Origin of the sequence: Novosphingobium sp. KCTC 2891 (genome assembly GCF_025938155.1) — a bacterium.
GTDB lineage: Bacteria > Pseudomonadota > Alphaproteobacteria > Sphingomonadales > Sphingomonadaceae > Novosphingobium.
This window is the reverse complement of sequence record NZ_JAPCZG010000002.1, coordinates 237,726-255,874: the sequence shown is the minus strand read 5'-3', so window position 1 is coordinate 255,874 and position 18,149 is coordinate 237,726. Positions and strand designations below refer to the sequence as shown.

The 18,149-nt window shown below is 68.5% G+C and carries 19 protein-coding genes; 16 read left to right on the top strand and 3 right to left on the bottom strand.

The window, feature by feature from the left end; translation table 11 throughout:
• Window positions 1-69: 69 nt before the first annotated feature.
• The 11 genes from OLX02_RS04885 (at window position 70) to OLX02_RS04835 (ending at window position 8,516) form a co-directional block, all read left to right on the top strand.
• Window positions 70-501, top strand: coding sequence for an SUF system Fe-S cluster assembly regulator (locus OLX02_RS04885; RefSeq protein WP_264420728.1), 432 nt, complete (start codon window positions 70-72; stop codon window positions 499-501).
• Window positions 498-1,976: a Fe-S cluster assembly protein SufB gene (sufB, locus tag OLX02_RS04880; RefSeq protein ID WP_264420708.1), complete on the top strand. Its 1,479-nt coding sequence runs from the start codon at window positions 498-500 to the stop codon at window positions 1,974-1,976. The genes OLX02_RS04885 and sufB overlap by 4 nt, the downstream gene beginning before the upstream one ends.
• A complete protein-coding gene (locus OLX02_RS04875) occupies window positions 1,973-2,512 on the top strand; it encodes an endonuclease domain-containing protein (protein WP_264420706.1) in 540 nt (179 codons plus the stop codon). Before sufB ends, OLX02_RS04875 begins: the two co-directional genes overlap by 4 nt.
• Window positions 2,509-2,889, top strand: coding sequence for a hypothetical protein (locus OLX02_RS04870; RefSeq protein ID WP_264420704.1), 381 nt, complete (start codon window positions 2,509-2,511; stop codon window positions 2,887-2,889). The genes OLX02_RS04875 and OLX02_RS04870 overlap by 4 nt, the downstream gene beginning before the upstream one ends.
• On the top strand, window positions 2,876-3,619 hold the full coding sequence (sufC, locus tag OLX02_RS04865) for a Fe-S cluster assembly ATPase SufC (RefSeq protein ID WP_264420702.1): 744 nt from the start codon (window positions 2,876-2,878) through the stop codon (window positions 3,617-3,619). The genes OLX02_RS04870 and sufC overlap by 14 nt, the downstream gene beginning before the upstream one ends.
• The gene (locus tag OLX02_RS04860; protein WP_264420700.1) at window positions 3,616-4,350 is read left to right on the top strand and encodes a SufD family Fe-S cluster assembly protein; all 735 of its coding nucleotides are present in this window, start codon (window positions 3,616-3,618) and stop codon (window positions 4,348-4,350) included. Before sufC ends, OLX02_RS04860 begins: the two co-directional genes overlap by 4 nt.
• Window positions 4,347-5,558 carry an aminotransferase class V-fold PLP-dependent enzyme gene (locus tag OLX02_RS04855; RefSeq protein WP_264420699.1) on the top strand — a complete coding sequence of 404 codons (1,212 nt, stop codon included), beginning with the start codon at window positions 4,347-4,349 and terminating at the stop codon, window positions 5,556-5,558. The genes OLX02_RS04860 and OLX02_RS04855 overlap by 4 nt, the downstream gene beginning before the upstream one ends.
• The gene (locus OLX02_RS04850) at window positions 5,555-6,037 is read left to right on the top strand and encodes an SUF system Fe-S cluster assembly protein (RefSeq protein ID WP_264420697.1); all 483 of its coding nucleotides are present in this window, start codon (window positions 5,555-5,557) and stop codon (window positions 6,035-6,037) included. The genes OLX02_RS04855 and OLX02_RS04850 overlap by 4 nt, the downstream gene beginning before the upstream one ends.
• Before the next feature lie 23 nt (window positions 6,038-6,060).
• A complete protein-coding gene (locus tag OLX02_RS04845) occupies window positions 6,061-6,423 on the top strand; it encodes a HesB/IscA family protein (protein WP_264420695.1) in 363 nt (120 codons plus the stop codon).
• Window positions 6,424-6,457: 34 nt separating this feature from the next.
• Window positions 6,458-7,114 carry a CerR family C-terminal domain-containing protein gene (locus OLX02_RS04840; RefSeq protein WP_264420693.1) on the top strand — a complete coding sequence of 219 codons (657 nt, stop codon included), beginning with the start codon at window positions 6,458-6,460 and terminating at the stop codon, window positions 7,112-7,114.
• A 70-nt stretch (window positions 7,115-7,184) separates the two neighbouring features.
• Window positions 7,185-8,516, top strand: a complete 1,332-nt coding sequence (locus OLX02_RS04835) for an oxygenase MpaB family protein (protein ID WP_264420691.1) — start codon at window positions 7,185-7,187, stop codon at window positions 8,514-8,516.
• Between the two features lie 3 nt (window positions 8,517-8,519).
• Here the strand turns inward: OLX02_RS04835 and OLX02_RS04830 are convergent, their stop codons facing one another.
• Together OLX02_RS04830 and thrS are read right to left on the bottom strand one after the other, a co-directional pair.
• Window positions 8,520-9,461, bottom strand: coding sequence for a hypothetical protein (locus OLX02_RS04830; RefSeq protein ID WP_264420689.1), 942 nt, complete (start codon window positions 9,459-9,461; stop codon window positions 8,520-8,522).
• Between the two features lie 103 nt (window positions 9,462-9,564).
• Window positions 9,565-11,571 (bottom strand): threonine--tRNA ligase, encoded by a 2,007-nt coding sequence (gene thrS / locus OLX02_RS04825; RefSeq protein ID WP_264420687.1) that lies wholly within the window; start codon window positions 11,569-11,571, stop codon window positions 9,565-9,567.
• Between the two features lie 344 nt (window positions 11,572-11,915).
• Here thrS and OLX02_RS04820 point away from each other — a divergent pair, with 344 nt between their 5' ends.
• Together OLX02_RS04820 and OLX02_RS04815 are read left to right on the top strand one after the other, a co-directional pair.
• The gene (locus OLX02_RS04820; RefSeq protein WP_264420686.1) at window positions 11,916-12,086 is read left to right on the top strand and encodes a hypothetical protein; all 171 of its coding nucleotides are present in this window, start codon (window positions 11,916-11,918) and stop codon (window positions 12,084-12,086) included.
• An 18-nt stretch (window positions 12,087-12,104) separates the two neighbouring features.
• A complete protein-coding gene (locus OLX02_RS04815; protein ID WP_264420684.1) occupies window positions 12,105-14,069 on the top strand; it encodes a putative bifunctional diguanylate cyclase/phosphodiesterase in 1,965 nt (654 codons plus the stop codon).
• Here OLX02_RS04815 and OLX02_RS04810 read toward each other — a convergent pair.
• Window positions 14,027-15,298: a glycosyltransferase family 39 protein gene (locus OLX02_RS04810; protein WP_264420682.1), complete on the bottom strand. Its 1,272-nt coding sequence runs from the start codon at window positions 15,296-15,298 to the stop codon at window positions 14,027-14,029. The two genes, OLX02_RS04815 and OLX02_RS04810, sit on opposite strands and share 43 nt — an antisense overlap.
• 104 nt (window positions 15,299-15,402) lie before the next feature.
• Here OLX02_RS04810 and OLX02_RS04805 point away from each other — a divergent pair, with 104 nt between their 5' ends.
• From OLX02_RS04805 to OLX02_RS04795, 3 genes are read left to right on the top strand one after another with little or no spacing between them, the layout of a single operon-like run.
• Window positions 15,403-16,179: an alpha/beta fold hydrolase gene (locus OLX02_RS04805; protein WP_264420680.1), complete on the top strand. Its 777-nt coding sequence runs from the start codon at window positions 15,403-15,405 to the stop codon at window positions 16,177-16,179.
• 14 nt (window positions 16,180-16,193) lie between these two features.
• Entirely contained in the window at window positions 16,194-17,135 is a 942-nt protein-coding gene (locus OLX02_RS04800) for a tetratricopeptide repeat protein (RefSeq protein ID WP_264420678.1), read from the top strand.
• Complete coding sequence (locus OLX02_RS04795) at window positions 17,132-18,121, top strand: LLM class flavin-dependent oxidoreductase (protein ID WP_264420676.1); 990 nt, start codon at window positions 17,132-17,134, stop codon at window positions 18,119-18,121. Before OLX02_RS04800 ends, OLX02_RS04795 begins: the two co-directional genes overlap by 4 nt.
• The last annotated feature ends 28 nt before the right edge of the window (window positions 18,122-18,149 follow it).

Below are 18,149 nucleotides of genomic sequence, written 5' to 3'. Positions count from 1 at the left end.
CCAGCGCGCCTAGATAACCGGAACGATCCGGTCCGATTATGGAGTCGGGCCTTTCCTCCGGGGCGCCAGATGCGACTTTCCAGCATGGCAGACTATGCCGTCGTCACGATGAGCGCCGCCGCGCGCCATTGCGGCCACGCGCGCGTCAACGCCCAGCAGCTGGCGGATGAAACCGGATTGCCCCTGCCCACGGTGCAGAAGCTGGTCAGCAAGCTGTCTTCGGCCGGCCTGCTCAAGTCCGTGCGCGGCGCGGGCGGCGGCTTCAAGCTGGCCCGCCCGGCGGCCGCGATCACCCTGGCGGACATTGTCGAGGCGGTCGAAGGGCCGATCGCGCTCGCCACATGCAGCACCCACGGGCGCAACGACTGCACGCTGGAGGCGGCCTGCAACGTCCGCCCGCACTGGCCGCTGGTCGATGCCGCCTTGCGCGGTGCGCTGGCCGGCGTCTCGCTGGTCCAGCTGGCCCGCCCCGTTCCCCTTACGCCCGAGTTGAGTGCATGAGCGAAGAAGCGATCAAGGACCAGGCTGCGCGCGATGCCGCCGCCCGCGTGGCGGATTACGAGCACGGCTGGGTCTCCGATATCGAGCAGGAGTACGGGCCGAAGGGCCTGTCCGAGGATACCGTCCGCTTCATCTCGGCGAAGAAGGACGAGCCGGAGTGGATGCTCGAGTGGCGGCTCAAGGCCTATCGCCACTGGCTGACCATGCCCACGCCCGACTGGGCCAAGCTGTCGATCCCGCCGATCGACTACCAGGAAGCCTATTACTGGGCCGCGCCCAAGCAGAAGAAGGCGCTCGGCAGCCTCGACGAGGTCGATCCCGAAATCCTGCGCATCTACGAGAAGCTCGGCATCCCGCTGGAGGAGCAGAAAGTGCTCGCCGGCGTGGAAGGTGCGCGCAAGATCGCGGTCGACGCGGTGTTCGACAGCGTCTCAGTCGCCACCACCTTCCGCAAGGAACTGGAAGCCGCCGGCGTCATCTTCCGCTCGATCAGCGAGGCGATCCGCGAATACCCGGAACAGGTGAAGCGCTGGCTGGGCAAGGTCGTGCCGATGCACGACAACTACTTCGCCGCACTGAACTGCGCGGTCTTTTCCGACGGCACCTTCGTCTACATCCCCGAAGGCGTGCGCTGCCCGATGGAGCTGTCGACTTATTTCCGCATCAACGCGGAAAACACCGGCCAGTTCGAACGCACCCTGATCGTGGCCGACAAGGGCTCCTACGTTTCCTACCTCGAAGGCTGCACCGCGCCGCAGCGCGATGAGAACCAGCTGCACGCGGCGGTGGTGGAACTGGTCGCGCTCGACGATGCCGAGATCAAGTATTCCACCGTGCAGAACTGGTATCCCGGCGATGCGCAGGGGAAGGGCGGCATCTACAACTTCGTGACCAAGCGCGCGCTGTGCCAGGGCGCGCGGTCCAAGGTTTCGTGGACGCAGGTGGAAACCGGCTCCGCGATCACGTGGAAATATCCCTCGTGCGTGCTCAACGGCGAGAATTCGGTCGGCGAGTTCTATTCCGTCGCCGTCACCAACAACTATCAGCAGGCCGATACCGGCACCAAGATGATCCACAACGGCAAGGGGTCGCGCTCGACCATCGTGTCCAAGGGGATCAGCGCGGGCAAGAGCAACAACACCTATCGCGGCCTCGTCCGCGTCGCCCCGCAGGCGGAAGGCGTGCGCAACTTCACCCAGTGCGATTCGCTGCTGCTGGGTGCGGAGTGCGGCGCGCATACCGTGCCCTATATCGAAGTGCGCAATCCTTCCGCCACGATCGAGCACGAGGCGACGACGAGCAAGATCTCGGACGACCAGCTGTTCTACGCGATGCAGCGCGGCCTCGCCCAGGAAGACGCCGTCGCGCTGATCGTCAACGGCTTCGCGCGCGAGGTGCTGCAGCAGTTGCCAATGGAATTCGCCGTGGAAGCGCAAAAGCTGCTCGGCATCAGTCTTGAAGGATCGGTCGGTTGAAGAAAACGCTTTCCATCCGCACCGGCGCTCCGGCCGGCGATGATGCCGCCGCGCCCAGGGCGAAGCGCACCATCTCGGCCTCGCGGCTCGACCGGATCCACGATGTCGCGCGCGAGCAGCGCCGCAATCCCTCGGAGGCGGAGCAGCGCCTGTCGGACCTGCTGGTCGATGGCGCCATCCCCGGCGTCACGTTCAAGCGCAAGGCCGTTGCGGGATCGACCATCGTCGATTTCCAGTGCCGGCAGCGCAAGCTCGCGGTGATGCTGGGCGGCGATCCGGTGATTGCCGAGCGCGACGACCGCAAGCTCGCCGAGCAGGGGCTGACCGTGCTGCGGCTCGATCCGGAGGCCGTGCTGGCAGACCCGGCGGGTGCGCTGGAGCAGGTCCGCGCCGCCGCCGATGCGCTGCGTCCGCCGCCCCGTCCGCTCCGTGCCGGTCGCGGCTTCGCGCCTCGTCCCGCCTATGGCCGGGCTGATTCCGGGCGACAGGATTTCGGATACTCCGGCCCGTCGCGGCCCCGGACCCCGCGCCCGTGATTGCGCTGCCGCTCCTCCTGCTTGGCATCGACGTGCCCGATCCGGCCCCCGCGCTGGAAGCGGTCAAGGCGTGTGACCGGGTGGAAATGCGCAGCCTGATCCGGGGTGAGCCGCACCGCCGCACCAAGTTCGCCGCTGCCGCCTATGCCGAACAGCGCGCCATTGCGCAGGAGCGTTCCACCGTCCTGTCCGGCCCGTCGTCGACCACGCCGAGCGGGCAGGTCACCACGGGCACTGCGCTGGCGCAGCTCGATGGGCGGCAGAAGCAGCTCGACGACGCGCGGGCGACCGAAAAGAGCTGGCGCGACCTCTTCGACGAGGTTCGCGCCGATTACCTTGCCAATTGCACCACCGGAAAACGCAATGCTGACGATTAAGGATCTCTCCAACGAAATCGCGGGCAAGCCCATTCTCAAGGGTCTGTCGCTCTCCATCGGCGCCGGCGAGATCCACGCGATCATGGGGCCGAACGGCGCGGGCAAGTCCACGCTGGCCTATACCCTTGGCGGGCGGCCGGGCTACGAAGTGACCGGCGGCAGCGTCGATTTCGACGGGCAGGACCTGCTCGCGATGGCGCCGCACGAACGCGCCGCCGCGGGCCTGTTCCTGGGCTTCCAGTACCCGGTCGAAATCCCCGGCGTGTCGAACGTCCAGTTCCTGCGCGAGGCGCTGAACGCGCAGCGCGGGGCACGCGGCGAAGCCCCGCTTTCGGGCGGCGAGTTCCTGCGGCTGGCGAAGGAAAAGGCCGGCCTGCTGCGCATGGACATGGAAATGCTCAAGCGCCCGGTGAACGTCGGCTTTTCCGGCGGCGAGAAGAAGCGCGCCGAGATGGTGCAGATGGGCATCCTCGATCCCAAGCTGGCGATCCTGGACGAGACCGATTCCGGGCTCGACATCGATGCGCTGCGCATCTGCGGCGAAGGGATCAACGCGATCATGCGCAAGCCTGACAAGGCGGTGCTGCTGATCACCCACTACCAGCGCCTGCTCGACTATGTGAAGCCGGACTTCGTCCACGTCCTCGCGGGCGGGCGGATCGTCAAGTCGGGCGGCCCGGAACTGGCGCTCCAGCTCGAAGAGCAGGGCTACGAGGCCGTCGCCGCATGACGCTGGCCGTGCTCCCCACGCGCAAGGACGAGGCGTATCGCTATGCCGACCTTGCCGCGCTCGAAACGCTCTGGCCGCTGGCGGCGGAGCGGATCGCGGTGCCGGCGGGGACCAGCGGCGCGCTCGCCGTGGTGGCCGATGGCGGCGCTGCGCAGGCGCGCGAGATCGAGATTGTGCTGGGCGACGGTGCGGAATACGACCTGCGCCTGCTCAACGCGGGCCGCGCCTATGGCCGGCTGGCGGTGAAAGTCACGCTGGGCAAGGGCGCGCGCTTCCACCTTGGCGCGGCGCAGCTGGGCGGCGGCGACCAGACGCTCGAAATCGTGACCGAGGTGGTCCACGCCCAGCCCGACGCGACCTCGCGGCAGGTGGTGCGCTCGGTCCTCGCCGGCAAGGCAACCGGCACCTACCTTGGCCGCGTGGTGGTGGAACGCGGCGCCGTGGGCACGGACGGCGAACAGTCGATCCGCGCCATGCTGCTCGATCGCACCGCCACCGCAAACGCGCGGCCCGAACTCGAAATCTACGCCGATGACGTCAAGTGCGCGCACGGCTGCGCGGTGGGCGAGCTTGACGCGCAGGGCCTGTTCTACCTCCAGTCGCGCGGGCTTCCCCCGGCCGAGGCCAAGAAGCTGATGCTCCAGGCCTTCATCGCCGAGGCTTTCGTCGGCGCGCCCGACGAGGACGCCTTGACCGAGGCCGCGCTCGCCGCGCTGGGAGACCTGTTGTGAGCACCGCGACGCTGAGCCGCGCGGCCGACTGGCCGGGTCTGGCGGGGCCGGACGGCACCCGCTGGCACTATCTCGATACGGCCGCCACCGCGCAGAAGCCGCAAGTGGTGATTGATGCCGTCACCCGCGCCATCGGCACCGACTACGCCACCGTCCACCGCGGGGTCTATACCCGCTCGGCCGAGATGACGCTGGCGTTCGAGGCCGCCCGCCGCAAGGTTGCGGGGCTGGTCGGCGGCGAGGAGGGCGAGATCGTCTTCACCCGCGGCGCGACCGAGGCGATCAACCTCGTCGCGCAGAGCTGGGGGCTGGCGAACCTGAAGCCCGGCGACCGCGTGCTGCTGTCGCGCCTTGAACACCATTCCAACATCGTGCCGTGGCAGTTGATCCAGCAGCGCACCGGCATCGCCATCGATGTCTGCCCGCTGACCGAGGACGGACGAATCGACCTCGATGCGGCGCAGGCCATGCTGACCCCGGCGCACAAGCTCGTCGCCTTCGCGCACGTGTCGAACGTGCTCGGCTCGGTGCTCGATGCGCGGCGCGCGGTGGAACTGGCGCACGCCGTCGGCGCGAAGATCCTGCTCGATGGCTGCCAGGCGGTGGCCCGCCTGCCGGTCGACGTGAAGGCGCTGGGCTGCGATTTCTACGCCTTTTCGGGGCACAAGCTCTACGGCCCGACCGGCATCGGCGCGCTGTGGGCGCGCGGCGCCATCCTCGATGCCATGCAGCCCTGGCAGGGCGGTGGTTCGATGATCGACCGCGTCACGTTCGAAAAGACCACTTGGGCACCCGCGCCGCAGCGCTTCGAAGCGGGCACGCCTGCCATCGTCGAGGCAATCGGTCTGGGCGTCGCGGTCGATTTCGTGCAAGCAACGGGGCTGGGCGCGATCCACGCGCACGAAGCGGCGCTGGTGGCAAGGGCGCGGGCCGAACTCTCGCGCTTCAACACGCTGCGCCTGTTCGGGCCAGAGGAAAGCGCCGGCATCGTCAGCTTCGCGATCGACGGGGTGCATCCGCACGATCTCGGCACGATCCTCGATGAGGAGAACGTGGCGATCCGCGCCGGGCACCACTGCGCGCAGCCCTTGATGGAACACCTTGGCGTGCCGGCAACCGCCCGCGCCAGCTTCGGCATCTACAGCGATGAAAGCGACGTGACCGCGCTCGTGCGCGGCATCGAAAGGACGATGAGGATATTCGGATGAGTGGCGAGGATCCCAAATTCTCGATCGAGGAAGTGGAAGGCGTTGCGGCGCCCCGCCGCGCCTTCGTGGAGGACGCCGTCGAGGAAACCGCAGCGGAGAAGCTCGGGCGCAAGCGCGACTATCTCGAAGGTTTCCTGGCTGAAAAGCCGCAGGAAGCCGGAGCGGGCGAACCGGGCGGTGCGATCTATGATGGCGTGATCGCCAGCCTGCGCGAGATCTTCGATCCGGAAATTCCGGTGAACATCTACGACCTGGGCCTGATCTACGGCGTCGATGTGGACGAGGAGGCGCACGTCACCGTGACGATGACGCTCACCACGCCGCATTGCCCGGTGGCCGAATCGATGCCCGGTGAAGTCGAACTGCGCGTGGCCGCCGTGCCCGGCGTGCGCGACGCAGAGGTGAATCTCGTCTGGGATCCGCCGTGGGACCCGCAGAAGATGAGCGACGAAGCCAAGCTCGAGTTGGGAATGCTCTGAACGCATCCTATATGGAACCTGCCATGACCGAAACGATCACCCGTACCCGCCAGCGCCCCGCCGCCGTGATCCTCACGCCCGGCGCCGAAGGGCGCATCGCGGCGCTGATGGAAGCCGCACCCGAAGGGGCCATCGGGGTCAAGCTGTCGACCCCGCGCCGGGGCTGCTCGGGCCTTGCCTATTCGGTGGACTACGTCACCGCGGCCGATCCGCTGGACGAGCGGATCGAGACGCCGGGCGGCACCTTCTTCATCGACAGCGCCTCTGTGCTCTACCTCGTGGGCAGCACGATGGACTGGCAGGAAGACGATTTCACCGCCGGCTTCGTGTTCCAGAACCCCAACGCCAAGGGCACCTGCGGCTGCGGGGAAAGCTTCACGATCTGATCTGCGCAGCGGCATGGGGGACGGCGCCGATACCTTGACCGAAGCGCGACCCGTCCGCCGGGGCGGCTATCGCAAGGGCGAGGAATCGCGACAGCGCATTCTTGAAGTGGCGATCCGCGAATTCGGCCGCGTGGGCTTCACCGCCGCCACCACCCGCACCATCGCCCAGCAGGCCGGCGCGACCCTGCCTTCGCTCCAGTATTATTTCGGCGGCAAGGAAGGGCTTTATCGCGCCTGCGCCGAAGAGATCGCGGCCCGCTTCATCGCCATGACGGTGGACGCGGCGCAGGGCGCGGCCGAAGCGCTGGTCGCAGGCGCAGGAGATCTGCGCGCCGAACTCAAGCGCACCATGGCCGCCGTCGCCCGCGCGATGACGGGCAGCGATGCCGCCGGCCTGTGGGGCGCCTTCGTCAGCCGCGAACTGCTCGCGCCCGGTCCCGCTTTCGATGTCATGCTGGAAAAGCTGTTCGCGCCGGGCATTGACCTGATCGCGGCGATGATCGCGCGCGTGCAGGGGCGCGAAGAGGCCGATGAACCGGCCCGAATCCGCGCGATGCTGATGATCGCCAGCCTCACCGCCTTCCAGTCGGGCCGTTCGGTGGCGCTGCGCGTGTTCGGCTGGGACGATGTCGGCGCGGCGCAGCTCGCCGCCATCACCGCCGCGCTCGATGCGGAGATCGACGCGCTCTAACTCTCCTGTTGAATTTATATCATGGGATAGTATTTTGATCCGGACGGCGCGACCAGACGGAGCCAAGCCCATGCCCACCCCGATTGCAGAGCTGCGACAGAAGGTCGCCGCGCAGAAGACGAACAACCCCGCGATGTACGGCGGCATCGATTTCGCGCTGGTGCCCGAACGTCTGCTGGATGGCGAGGTGGCGCAGAGCGAACTGCGCAACCATCCCGCTGTGGCGAAGAAGCTGCTCGAAGACCGCCCCCTGATGGAGCGGATGGCCGCCTACACCATGATGGGCGATACGGTGGCCGATGCCTATGCCGCGCTGATTCCCGAACTGGGCTTCCGCCCGCTGGTCGATATGCTGGTCGAGGCTTGCGACAAGGGCGTGGAGGCCGTGGAGGGCGCGCCGCCGGAACTGGCGGCCTTCATCCATGCGATGGAAGCGCGGCCGGCATGGGTGGACATGAAGCTGGTCGAGGAAGGCGCGCGGCTGCAGCGCAACGCCTTTGCCAATTTCGCGCCCTGGGCGATCCGGGGGGCGTTCATCGCCACTTTCATGAACAAGTATGCCGCGCTGCCGATGGCGCTGACCGGCACGCTTTCCAACAAGACCGCCGCGCGGCGGATCAAGGAAACCGCCACCTTCTTCGGCACCTCGATGCTGCCGGGCGCGCTCGAACGCTTCGGCCCCGGCTTCAAGGCGGCGGCGATGGTGCGGCTGATGCATTCGATGGTGCGCTTCAACGTGCTGTCGCGCGGGCGGTGGGACCAGAAGATCTATGGCATCCCGATCCCGCAGGTGGACCAGATGCCGGCCGGGCTGATCTCGGACTTCCTCATTTCCAGCAAGGTGCTGCGCGAAGGGCGCTCTGATTTCACGCCCGAGGAACGCGCGCAGATCGAACTGTCGCGCTACCGCTGCTTCCTGCTGGGCCTGCCCGAGGATCTCGTGGCCGATACTCCGCGCGGCATCGTCGATGCGTGGAACGCCCGCGCGCTCACGTTGCGCACCGGCTTTGACGAGGCGACCTGCGGCAACCTGCTGCGCGCGACGATGGAAGCCGATCTGGTCGATACCTCCACCCCGGCCGGCAAAGTGCGTGATCGACTGGAGCGCAGCTTCGCCAAGGTCTATTTCATGCAGAACTTCTGCGATGGCAGCGAAAAGGCGGCGGCGCAGTTCGGCGTGAAGATCCGCCCGATCGACAAGGTCCGCGCCGCCGCGGTCGGTGTCGGCCTCGTTGGTCAGATCCAGGCCTATGGCATCGCCCGCCGCGTGCCGGTTGTGCGCCATCTGGCGGACCGCCGGCTGGTGGGCAAGGTCCGGCGCTATCTCGGCAGCCTGGGCCACGCCGAGTTCACCACCGATGCCTCGAAGTACAAGCCGGCGGAGCTTCAGCCCGCCGGCTGATCGTCAACCTTCGGCAAGGAAGTCCAGCAGCGCGCGCTCGAGCGGGTCGAACTGGCCGTCGGCATCGATCCGGGCGTCCAGCCACAGGCGCTCGGGGGCGGTCACGTCGAAGTCGGCGCGCGCTTCGGACACGACGTTGCGCCCGCTTCCCTTGCGGCCGAAGCCCACCTCGCGAACGGACGAGAGGAAGCCGGTGCCGTTCACTTGCGCCATACGGGCGAAGAACCGGCCGACATGGGTGGCGCGGTCGTTCATGAAGGCTTCGAGCTGGCCCGCCCGCTCGCGCGAGAGAGCCTGCGAGCCCTGCCAGCCCTGCAGGTAGTTGGCCACGCCCTGCACGAACAGCCGCTCCCATTCGGGTGCGTTGTCGGCGCCGAGCGCCGCGTCCTTGATGCGGAACAGCATTTCCGCCTCCGCGCGGCTGACGCGCGCCGGGCCGTCGCCGCCGGCCGCGAAGATCACGCGGCGCAGCAGGCGGCATTCGCTTTCGCTGATGCAGCCGGCCGCCAGCGTGCCGCCGTCGCGGGTCGGTCCGGTGCCGAACACCACCGCGCGTTCGATCTGGACCAGCGCATAGGTCTTGAGCCGCTCGGGGCTGTTCAGCGCCTTTTCGAGGACGCGCACGACCAGTTCGAGTTCGGTCATGCTGTCCAGCCGGCCATCATGGTCGATCTTTTCAATCAGCCAGTCGGCGGTATCTGCATCGACATAGCCGCGCGGCGCGCAGCCGTTGACGACGAAGTCGCCGATCGCCTCGACGACGAAGTCGGTCCATTCGGGCGTGTGATCGCGGACGTGGCTGTTGATGACGAGGATCGCCTCGGCCTCGTCCGGCACGATCAGCCCGTCGGGCCAGGCCACGCGGCGCAGGGCGAGGACTTCCTCGGCGGTGATGATGCCGTCGGCGACGGCCTGCTCGGCAAGGTGACGGAAATGCAGCGACATCGGCAGGGTCCGGATTCGGTTAATCGTTGATCCGGGATATGCCTGATGAAGGTTTAAGGATGTGTTGGGAGGGGCGGCCCTGCGCCGGCCCCTCCCGCCACGATCAGCGCAGGTCGGGCGCCGCCGCTTCGGCCTTGAGCAGCGCGATGGCTTCGTCGAGGCTGACCACCTTCTGCTGCTGTTCGCCCAGCTGGCGGATCGCCACGGTGCCTTCGTCGGCCTCGCGCTTGCCGACCACGAGCAGGAAGGGCACCTTCTGCAGCGAGTGCTCGCGCACCTTGTAGTTGATCTTCTCGTTGCGCAGGTCGCTTTCCACGCGCAGCCCGGCGGCTTTCAGCTTCTCGGTCGCTTCCTTCGCATAGTCGTCGGCATCGGACACGATCGTGGCGACCACCGCCTGCACCGGGGCGAGCCAGGTCGGCAGCTTGCCGGCGTAGTGTTCGATCAGGATGCCGATGAAGCGTTCGTACGAGCCGAAGATCGCGCGGTGCAGCATGACCGGGCGGTGCTTCTCGCCGTCCTCTCCGATATAGGCCGCGTCGAGCCGTTCGGGCAGCACGCGGTCGGACTGGATCGTGCCCACCTGCCAGGTGCGGCCGATCGCGTCGGTCAGGTGCCATTCCAGCTTGGGCGCATAGAACGCGCCTTCGCCCGGCAGTTCTTCCCACCCGTATTCCTCGGTGGCGAGGCCGGCGCGGACCACGGCGTCGCGCAGTTCGCGCTCGGCCATGTCCCACATCTCTTCGCTGCCGAAACGCTTTTCGGGGCGCAGCGCCAGCTTGATCGAGTAGGTGAAGCCGAAGTCCTTGTAGATCCGGTCGGCGAGCTGGCAGAACGCCTGCACTTCGGCCACGATCTGGTCTTCGCGGCAGAAGATGTGCGCGTCGTCCTGCGTGAACTGGCGCACGCGCATCAGGCCATGCAGCGCGCCGTGCGGCTCGTTGCGGTGGCAGCAGCCGTTTTCATAGAGGCGCAGCGGCAGGTCGCGGTACGACTTGATCCCCTGGCGGAAGATCAGGACGTGCGCCGGGCAGTTCATCGGCTTTAGCGCCATCCAGTCGGCGTCGCCCGAGATGATCGGGCCTTCGTCGTCGACATTGGGCACTTCGTCCGGAATGACGAACATGTTCTCGCGGTACTTGCCCCAGTGGCCGGACTGCTCCCACTGGCGCGCGTCCATCACCTGCGGGGTCTTCACCTCGCGGTAGCCGGCATCGTCGATGGCGCGGCGCATGTAGGCTTCCAGCTCGCGCCACACCTTGTAGCCCTTGGGGTGCCAGAACACGCTGCCGTGCGCCTCGGACTGGAGGTGGAACAGGTCCATCTCGTTGCCCAGCTTGCGGTGGTCGCGCTTGGCCGCTTCTTCCAGCCGCGTCAGGTGCGCGTCGAGCTGCTTCTTGTTGAGCCAGCCGGTGCCATAGATGCGCGAAAGCATCGCGTTCTTCTGGTCGCCGCGCCAATATGCGCCGGACACGCGCGTCAGCTTGAACGCCTGCGGATCGAGCTTGCCGGTGCTGGCAAGGTGCGGGCCGCGGCACATGTCGAGCCAGTCGTCGCCCGACCAGTAGACCGTCAGGTCCTCGTCGCCGGGAAGTTCCTCGGCCCACTCGGCCTTGAACGTCTCGCCCTGCTGCTTCCAGCGCGAGATCAGCTGCTCGCGGCTCCACACTTCGCGGCGCAGCGGCTTGTTGGCGCCGATCAGCTTGCGCATCTGCGCCTCGATCGCGGGCAGGTCGTCGTCGGTGAAGGGACGATCCTTGCCATCGATTTTCGGAGGCGCGAAGTCGTAATAGAACCCGTCGTCGGTCGAAGGACCGAAGGTGATCTGCGTGCCGGGGAACAGCGCCTGCACGGCTTCCGCCAGCAGGTGCGCGAAATCGTGCCGCGCCAGCTCCAGCGCGTCGGCTTCGTCCTTCGCGGTCACCAGCGCAAGCTGGGCGTCGCGCTCCAGCGGGCGGGTGATGTCGCGCAGTTCGCCATCGACGCGGGCGGCGATGGCGGCCTTGGCAAGCCCCGGTCCGATCGCGGCGGCGATGTCCGCCGGGGTGGTGCCGGGCGCGACTTCGCGGACGGAACCGTCGGGCAGGGTGATCTTCAGCAGTTCGGACATCGTCACTCTCTGGTCGTTTGGCGCGCTTTGGCACATCGCCGCGCGCACCGGAAGGGTTGGCGTCCGCTAGGGGGTGTTCGATCCGGGAGGGAACGCCGCCTGCCCGGACCGGGCGGCGGCATCGTGCGCTGGCCTAGCGCGAACGAGCACGCCCCCGGCACGCCGGGGTGGTTGTAGTGATCGTGGCAAGGCAAGGCAGCATCATTGCCACCGTAATAGCCGCTCCGCGTGGCAGAGTCATTACTTGGCATTTGCCCGCAAGCGACGCGAATCCGCCGATTTATGACGATTTCGGGAAACCGGCGCCGACCAAACTTTAACTCGGTGCCCTCTAGAGCGCCGGCATGAGCAGTTCCGACCATCAGGAAGCGAAGCCCTTGCCGGCCAGTCCCGCGCGATCCGAGCGTGATCCGCGCTGGGCCTTGTGGCGTCCCGTCCTGAGCAGCTTTCATCACCGCACGACGGCGGCTTTGCTGGCCATCCTGCTCGGCATGGTCGGCCTCCAGGTGGTGTAGCAGCAGCGCGCGCTCGAATTGCGCAGCGAAAGCGCCAACTACCGCGAGGCGGTGGCGCTGGCGGATACCGCGCGTCACCTCAGCGACAAGGTTGCCGCGTTCCGGCTGGCGAGCATGGCGCTGATCGTGCCGCGGTCCCGCGCCGAGGCCGAAGCCGCGCGCGACCGACTGACCGATGCGGCGATCGGCATCGCCAATGCGGCCAACGTGATCGCCAGCGCGCGCGGCGCGCCCAGCCGCGCCGCGCGCGATCAGGAACTTCTCGACCATCTCGATCTGATTTCCGCGCCGGCGCTCGCGGTGCCGACGGGCCAGTCCATGCCGCTTCGCACCCGCGCGCTGATCGAGCGCTCGAACGACCGGCTGGCCGGGGCCGCCGCCGCCATCGACCGCTCGATCTCCGCCCGGCGCGACGGCGCCTATGCCAATCTCAACCGCCTGATCGGCGGGTGGTACATCATGGTCGGGCTGTCCGGCGCGCTGGTGGCCATCCTGGTGGTGGGCATCTGTTTTGACCTGCTGTGCAACATCCTGCCCGCGCTGCGGCAGGTCCACGGTGCGCTGCGGCGGCTGGCAGACGGCGACCTCGACGTGCGCATCGCCCCGTCGCGGCTGCGCGAGATCAACGACCTCGCCACCGCGCTGGAAACCTTCCGCGTCAATGCGCGCGCGGTCAGCGGCCTCGCCTTCTCCGATCCGGCCAGCAACCTGCCCAACCGGCGCGCCTTCATGGACCGGCTGGACGCCGTTCTGGCGGAGGACCGCGAAGACGACTGCATGGTGATGCTGGTCGACGTCGACCGCTTCAAATACATCAACGACGATTACGGTCACGCTGTCGGCGATTGCCTGATCGCGCTGATCGGCAAGCGCATCCACACGGTTCTGGGCGAGGATTCGTTCGTGGCGCGGCTGGGCGGCGACGAGTTCGCCGTGCTTGTCATGCGCCGGCGCGGCGACAGTCCGACCGAGATCGCGGGCCGGGTGGTCGGAGCGGTGGCCGCCGAACCGTTCACCTGCGGCAAGTGCACCGTGGGGGTCACGCTTTCCATCGGCTATGTCACCGCCCACCGCGATCCCGCGCATGGCTGGGTGCCGGCGACCGCGCCCGATGTGCTGCTGCGGGCGGACCTGGCGCTCTATGCCTCGAAGCACAACGGCCGCAACGGCGCGACCGCGTTCCGCGAATCGCTGCTGGTCGATCACGAGATCGAGCGCGCGCTCGAACGCGATCTGGCGCAGGCACTGCGCGGCGATGAACTGCGCATGGTGTTCCAGCCGATCCACCCGGTGGCCGGCATCCCGCGCGAAGTCGAGGCGCTGGTGCGCTGGGAACACCCGGTCCACGGCGCGGTGCCGCCGGCCCGCTTCATCCCGGCGGCCGAGCGCAGCGGCAACATGACCGAGCTGGGCAACTGGATCATCGAGCGCAGCCTGTCCGACCTGTCGCGGTGGCCGGGGCTGCGGCTCAGCCTGAACCTGTCGCCGCTGCAGTTGCAGCAGGAAGGCTTCGTCGGGCGCCTGCTCGATGCCTGCCGCCGGCATGACATCGAACCGCGCCGGCTGTGCCTCGAAGTGACCGAATCGATTTCGATCGAGCGCAACCGCCGGGCGTTGCTCGCGCTGGAATTCCTGCGCCAGTCGGGGTGCCGCATCGCGCTCGACGATTTCGGCACCGGCTATTCCTCGCTATCGTTGCTGCGCGGCTTCCGGTTCGACCGGCTCAAGCTGGACCGCGAACTGATCGTCGATCTGGCGCACGACGAAACATCGCGCGCCGTGTTCGAGGCTGCGGTGACGATGGCACTGCGCATCGGCGCCGAGGTGGTGGCCGAAGGAATCAGCGATGCCGCGCTGCTCGCCCCGGCGCGCGCGGCGGGCTGCACCCACCTGCAGGGCTATCACTTCAGCCGCCCGCTCGAAGCGGGTGACGTTCCGGGCTATTTCGAGGCGTTCGAGGAAGTCTGCGCCAGGGTCGCCTGACGACGCCCGAGCAGCGCGACCAGCCCGGCAGCGGCGGCCATGCACAGGAACGGCATGGCGGGAAAATGGAAGCGCGACTGGCCCGAGAAGACCATCGCGATCGCGCTGGGATAAAGCGCGATGCCATAGGGCAGCAGCCACCAGTCGATCGGGTTCAGCCCGGCGCGGCGGCGCGCGGCAAGGGTCAGCGGCACTGCCAGCGCGGCCAGTGCCAGAACCGCAACGTAGAACGCCTGGTTGGCCAGGCGCAGCATCAGGAACGCCCCGGCGTGATAATGGCGGGCGCCGGTTTCGTAGGCCCACACGCCTTCGCCGTCCGGCCCCCACAGGCGCAGCAGCTTGCGCGGCATCAGCGCGGCAAAGCGCGCGGGATGTTCGCGGATCCACGCGGTGCCCAGGCGGCGCGCTTCGGCGTCATAGGCCAGCTCGTCCAGGTCGCGGCGCGCGTCGAGCGCTTTCACCGCCGGGTCGTCGGGCGTGAAGGTGCCGCGCGCGCTGTCGTTGTTGCCCGTCAGCAGGGTGATCCCGCCATTGGTCGAAACCGCGACCCAGGCGCCGAGTTCGCGGTGGTTGCGGATCGTCCACGGCGCGACGGTGAGCGCGGCGACGGCCAGCACGGCAAAGCCCTGCGCGGCAAGGCCGGGGATGCGGCGCAGCGGCGCGGGCTGGCGCAGCAGCGCGATGGCAAGGACCAGCGGCACCACCACCAGCGTCTGCGCCTTGACCAGCGTGGCCAGGCCGAACACCACCCCGGCCAGCACTGTCCAGCCCCAGCCGCTCCGGGCGACCATCAGCCAGCATCCCCCCAGCAGCAGCGCGGTGTAGAACACCTCGGTCAGCGCCAGCGGCACGTAGAGCACGGCGTTGGGATAGACGGCATAGGCCAGCAGCGCTGCGCGCGCGGCGGGTTCCGATCCCGTCACCTTGCGCCCCAGATCGAGCAGCAGCCAGCCCGACAGCGCGGCGCCCGCAAGGTTGAGCAGGCCGACCACGATGGTCGAGGCTCCCAGCGCCCGGAACGCGACGGACAGCGCCATGGGCCAGCCCGGCGGCCAGTAGGCCGTGGCATGGCCGTCGTTCGCCAGATAACCGTGGCCGAGCGCGAGGCTGACCGCGCGGCTGTAATAGAAATCGGCGTCAGACGTGGGCGTCACGTCCAGCAGGATGGCGAGCGCGCGCAGGCCAACCAGCAGCGCGAAAGCGAGCGGAAGCGCTTGGGGGCGCAGCAAGAGGCGCGCCAGCGCCGTTGGGGCAGGGGTCTGCATGGGGCGGAAGGCTCGCATCTGCGGGTAAAGATAGCGTTGTGCGCGCGAAGCCGATAGTCGGGGATGCGATGAGCGAAGAGGCCGATCAGATCGCCCCGGTGCAATGGCTGGATGGCCCCAACGGCCACCGCCTTGCCCACCGTTTCCTGCCCGGCGCCGGACCGGCGCTGGTGTTCCTGCCCGGCTACAAGTCGGACATGGCGGGCGGCAAGGCCGAAGCCGTGCTCGGCTGGGCGGCGAAAGCGGGGCGCGCGTGCCTGCTTCTGGACTATTCCGGTTGCGGGCTGAGCGAAGGCGATTTCGGCGAGGGCACGCTCAGCCGCTGGCGCGATGAAGTCGCCGCGCTGATCGGCGCGCACGGCATCGCGCGGGCGGTGCTGTGCGGTTCCTCGATGGGCGGCTGGCTGATGCTGCTGGTGGCGCGCGCGCTGCCGGATGTGGTGCAGGCGCTGGTCGGCATCGCCGCCGCGCCCGATTTCACCGACTGGGGCCTCGATGATGCGCAGAAGGCCGATCTCGCGGCGGGGCGCGTGCTGCTGCAAGACAATCCTTATGGTCCCGAGCCGACGCCGACCCATCCCGGCTTCTGGCGCGATGGCGAGGCGAACTTGCAGTTGGGCGGCACCATCCCCTTCGACGGGCCGGTGCGGCTGGTCCACGGGCAGGCCGACGCGGACGTGCCGTGGGAGATCTCGCTGCGCCACGCTGCCGCGCTGCGTTCAGCCGACGTGCAGGTCCATCTGATCAAGGACGGCGACCACCGCCTGTCGCGCCCACAGGACATCGCACTGCTGCTGCGCACGATTGCCGCGCTGCCCGATGCGGCTGCCGAAGAGGGCGCATGAAGGACAAGGAACGCATGCTCCTGTTTCCCCCTCCCGTGTTTCCCGCCGATCTGGCGGAGGCGCCGGCCGCGCTCATGCAGGTCGGTCCCAATCCCTCGCAGCGTCAGTCCTCGCCGCTGCCGATCCCGCGCCGCCGCACCGTGATCGAGGCCGCCCCCGGCGCAGAACAGGACGCCCAGCAGATGCCCGGCACCACCCGCCCCGCCGCCGACAAGCCGCTTCCCGACCGGCTGACGGCGTGCCTCGCCACCGGCCGGCAGGATCTCACCGCCGGCCTCGCCTCGGCGCGGATGTGGCGTGACGAGGGCAAGACCGCGTTCGAAAAGGTCCGCGCCAACCAGTGCCTTGGCCTGCTGCTCAATCAGCAGGGCGACTATGCCGGTGCGGAAACTGCCTTTGCCGACGCCATCGCCGGCATTCCGCCCGAACAGGCGGTCGGCTCGGTCCAGCTCCTGGCGATGGCGGGCAATGCCGCGCTCGCCGCCGGCAAGGCAGACCGTGCGGCCGACTGGTTCGACAAGGCGCTGGCGGTGAAGGACTACAAGGACAACGCCGCGCTCGGCGCGATCCAGACCGACCGCGCGCGGGCGCTGGTGGCGGCTGGGCGCATGGCCGAGGCCGGCGGCGCGCTCGACGAGGCGCACCGGCTGGCGCCCGACGATCCCGACGGCTGGCTGCTTTCGGCCACGCTGGCGCGGCGCAGCGGCGATCTGGCGCGGGCGCAGCGCGATATCGAGATCGCGGCGAACCTCGATCCGCGCGATCCCGCCATCGGGCTGGAGGCGGGCGTGATCGCCGTGCTCGACGGACGCGATGCCGCCGCGATGAAATCGTGGGATTCCGTGATCAAGGCCGCGCCGAACAGCGCGGAGGCCAAGACCGCCGCCGGCTACCTTGAACAGCTGGGTCCGGCACCCACATCGGCTCCAGTGCCGCAGGAGAAGAAACCGTCATGAAGCTGTCCGTCCTCGATCTGGTTCCCGTGGTCGAGGGCGGCACCGTCGCCCAGGCCCTTGCCGACGCCGCCGCGCTGGCGCGCACTGCGGAGGAGCTGGGCTATCATCGATACTGGGTGGCCGAGCATCACGGCATGGAAGGGATCGCCAGCGCGGCGGTCGCGGTCACGCTGGCGCACATCGGCCATGCCACCAGCACCATCCGCATCGGCGCGGGCGGGATCATGCTGCCCAACCACAATCCGCTGATCATCGCCGAGCAGTTCGGCACGCTCGATGCGCTGTTCCCCGGCCGGATCGACCTGGGACTGGGGCGCGCGCCGGGCGCCGACCAGCGCATCGTGCAGGCGCTGCGCAAGGACGTGAACCGCGCCGCCGAGCATTTCGGCGACGACGTGTTCGAGTTGCAATTGCAGTTCGCGGGGGACAAGCGCCTGCCCTTGCAGGCGACGCCGGGACTGGGCGCCAATCCGCAATTGTGGATTCTCGGCTCCAGCCTGTTCGGCGCGCAGCTCGCGGCGATGCTGGGCCTGCCCTATGCCTTCGCCTCGCATTTCGCGCCCGATCATCTCGATGCCGCGCTCAAGATGTACCGCGAGCGGTTCACGCCCTCGGCCGCGCTCGACAAGCCGCACGTCATGGCAGCGATCAACGTGATCGCTGCCGAAAGCGACGAGGAAGCCGTGCTGCTCGCCTCGTCGATGGACCAGAGCTTCGTGCGGCTGCGCACCGGCAATCCGGGCCAGCTGCCGCCGCCGGTGCCGGGCTACCGCGATACGCTGCCGCCGCAGGCCCATGCCATGCTGGAACATATGCGGCAGGTCTCCGCCATTGGCAGCGTGGCTACCGTGCGCGATCGGCTGGAGGCGTTCCAGGCGCGCACCGGGGCAGACGAACTGATCGTGTCGGGATCGACCTTCGATCCCGCGCTGCGCCGCCGCTCGCTGGCGCTGACGATGGAGGCCGTCGGGGCGCTCGCGGCGTGAGCGGTGCCCTGCGCATTCCTGCGCAGCG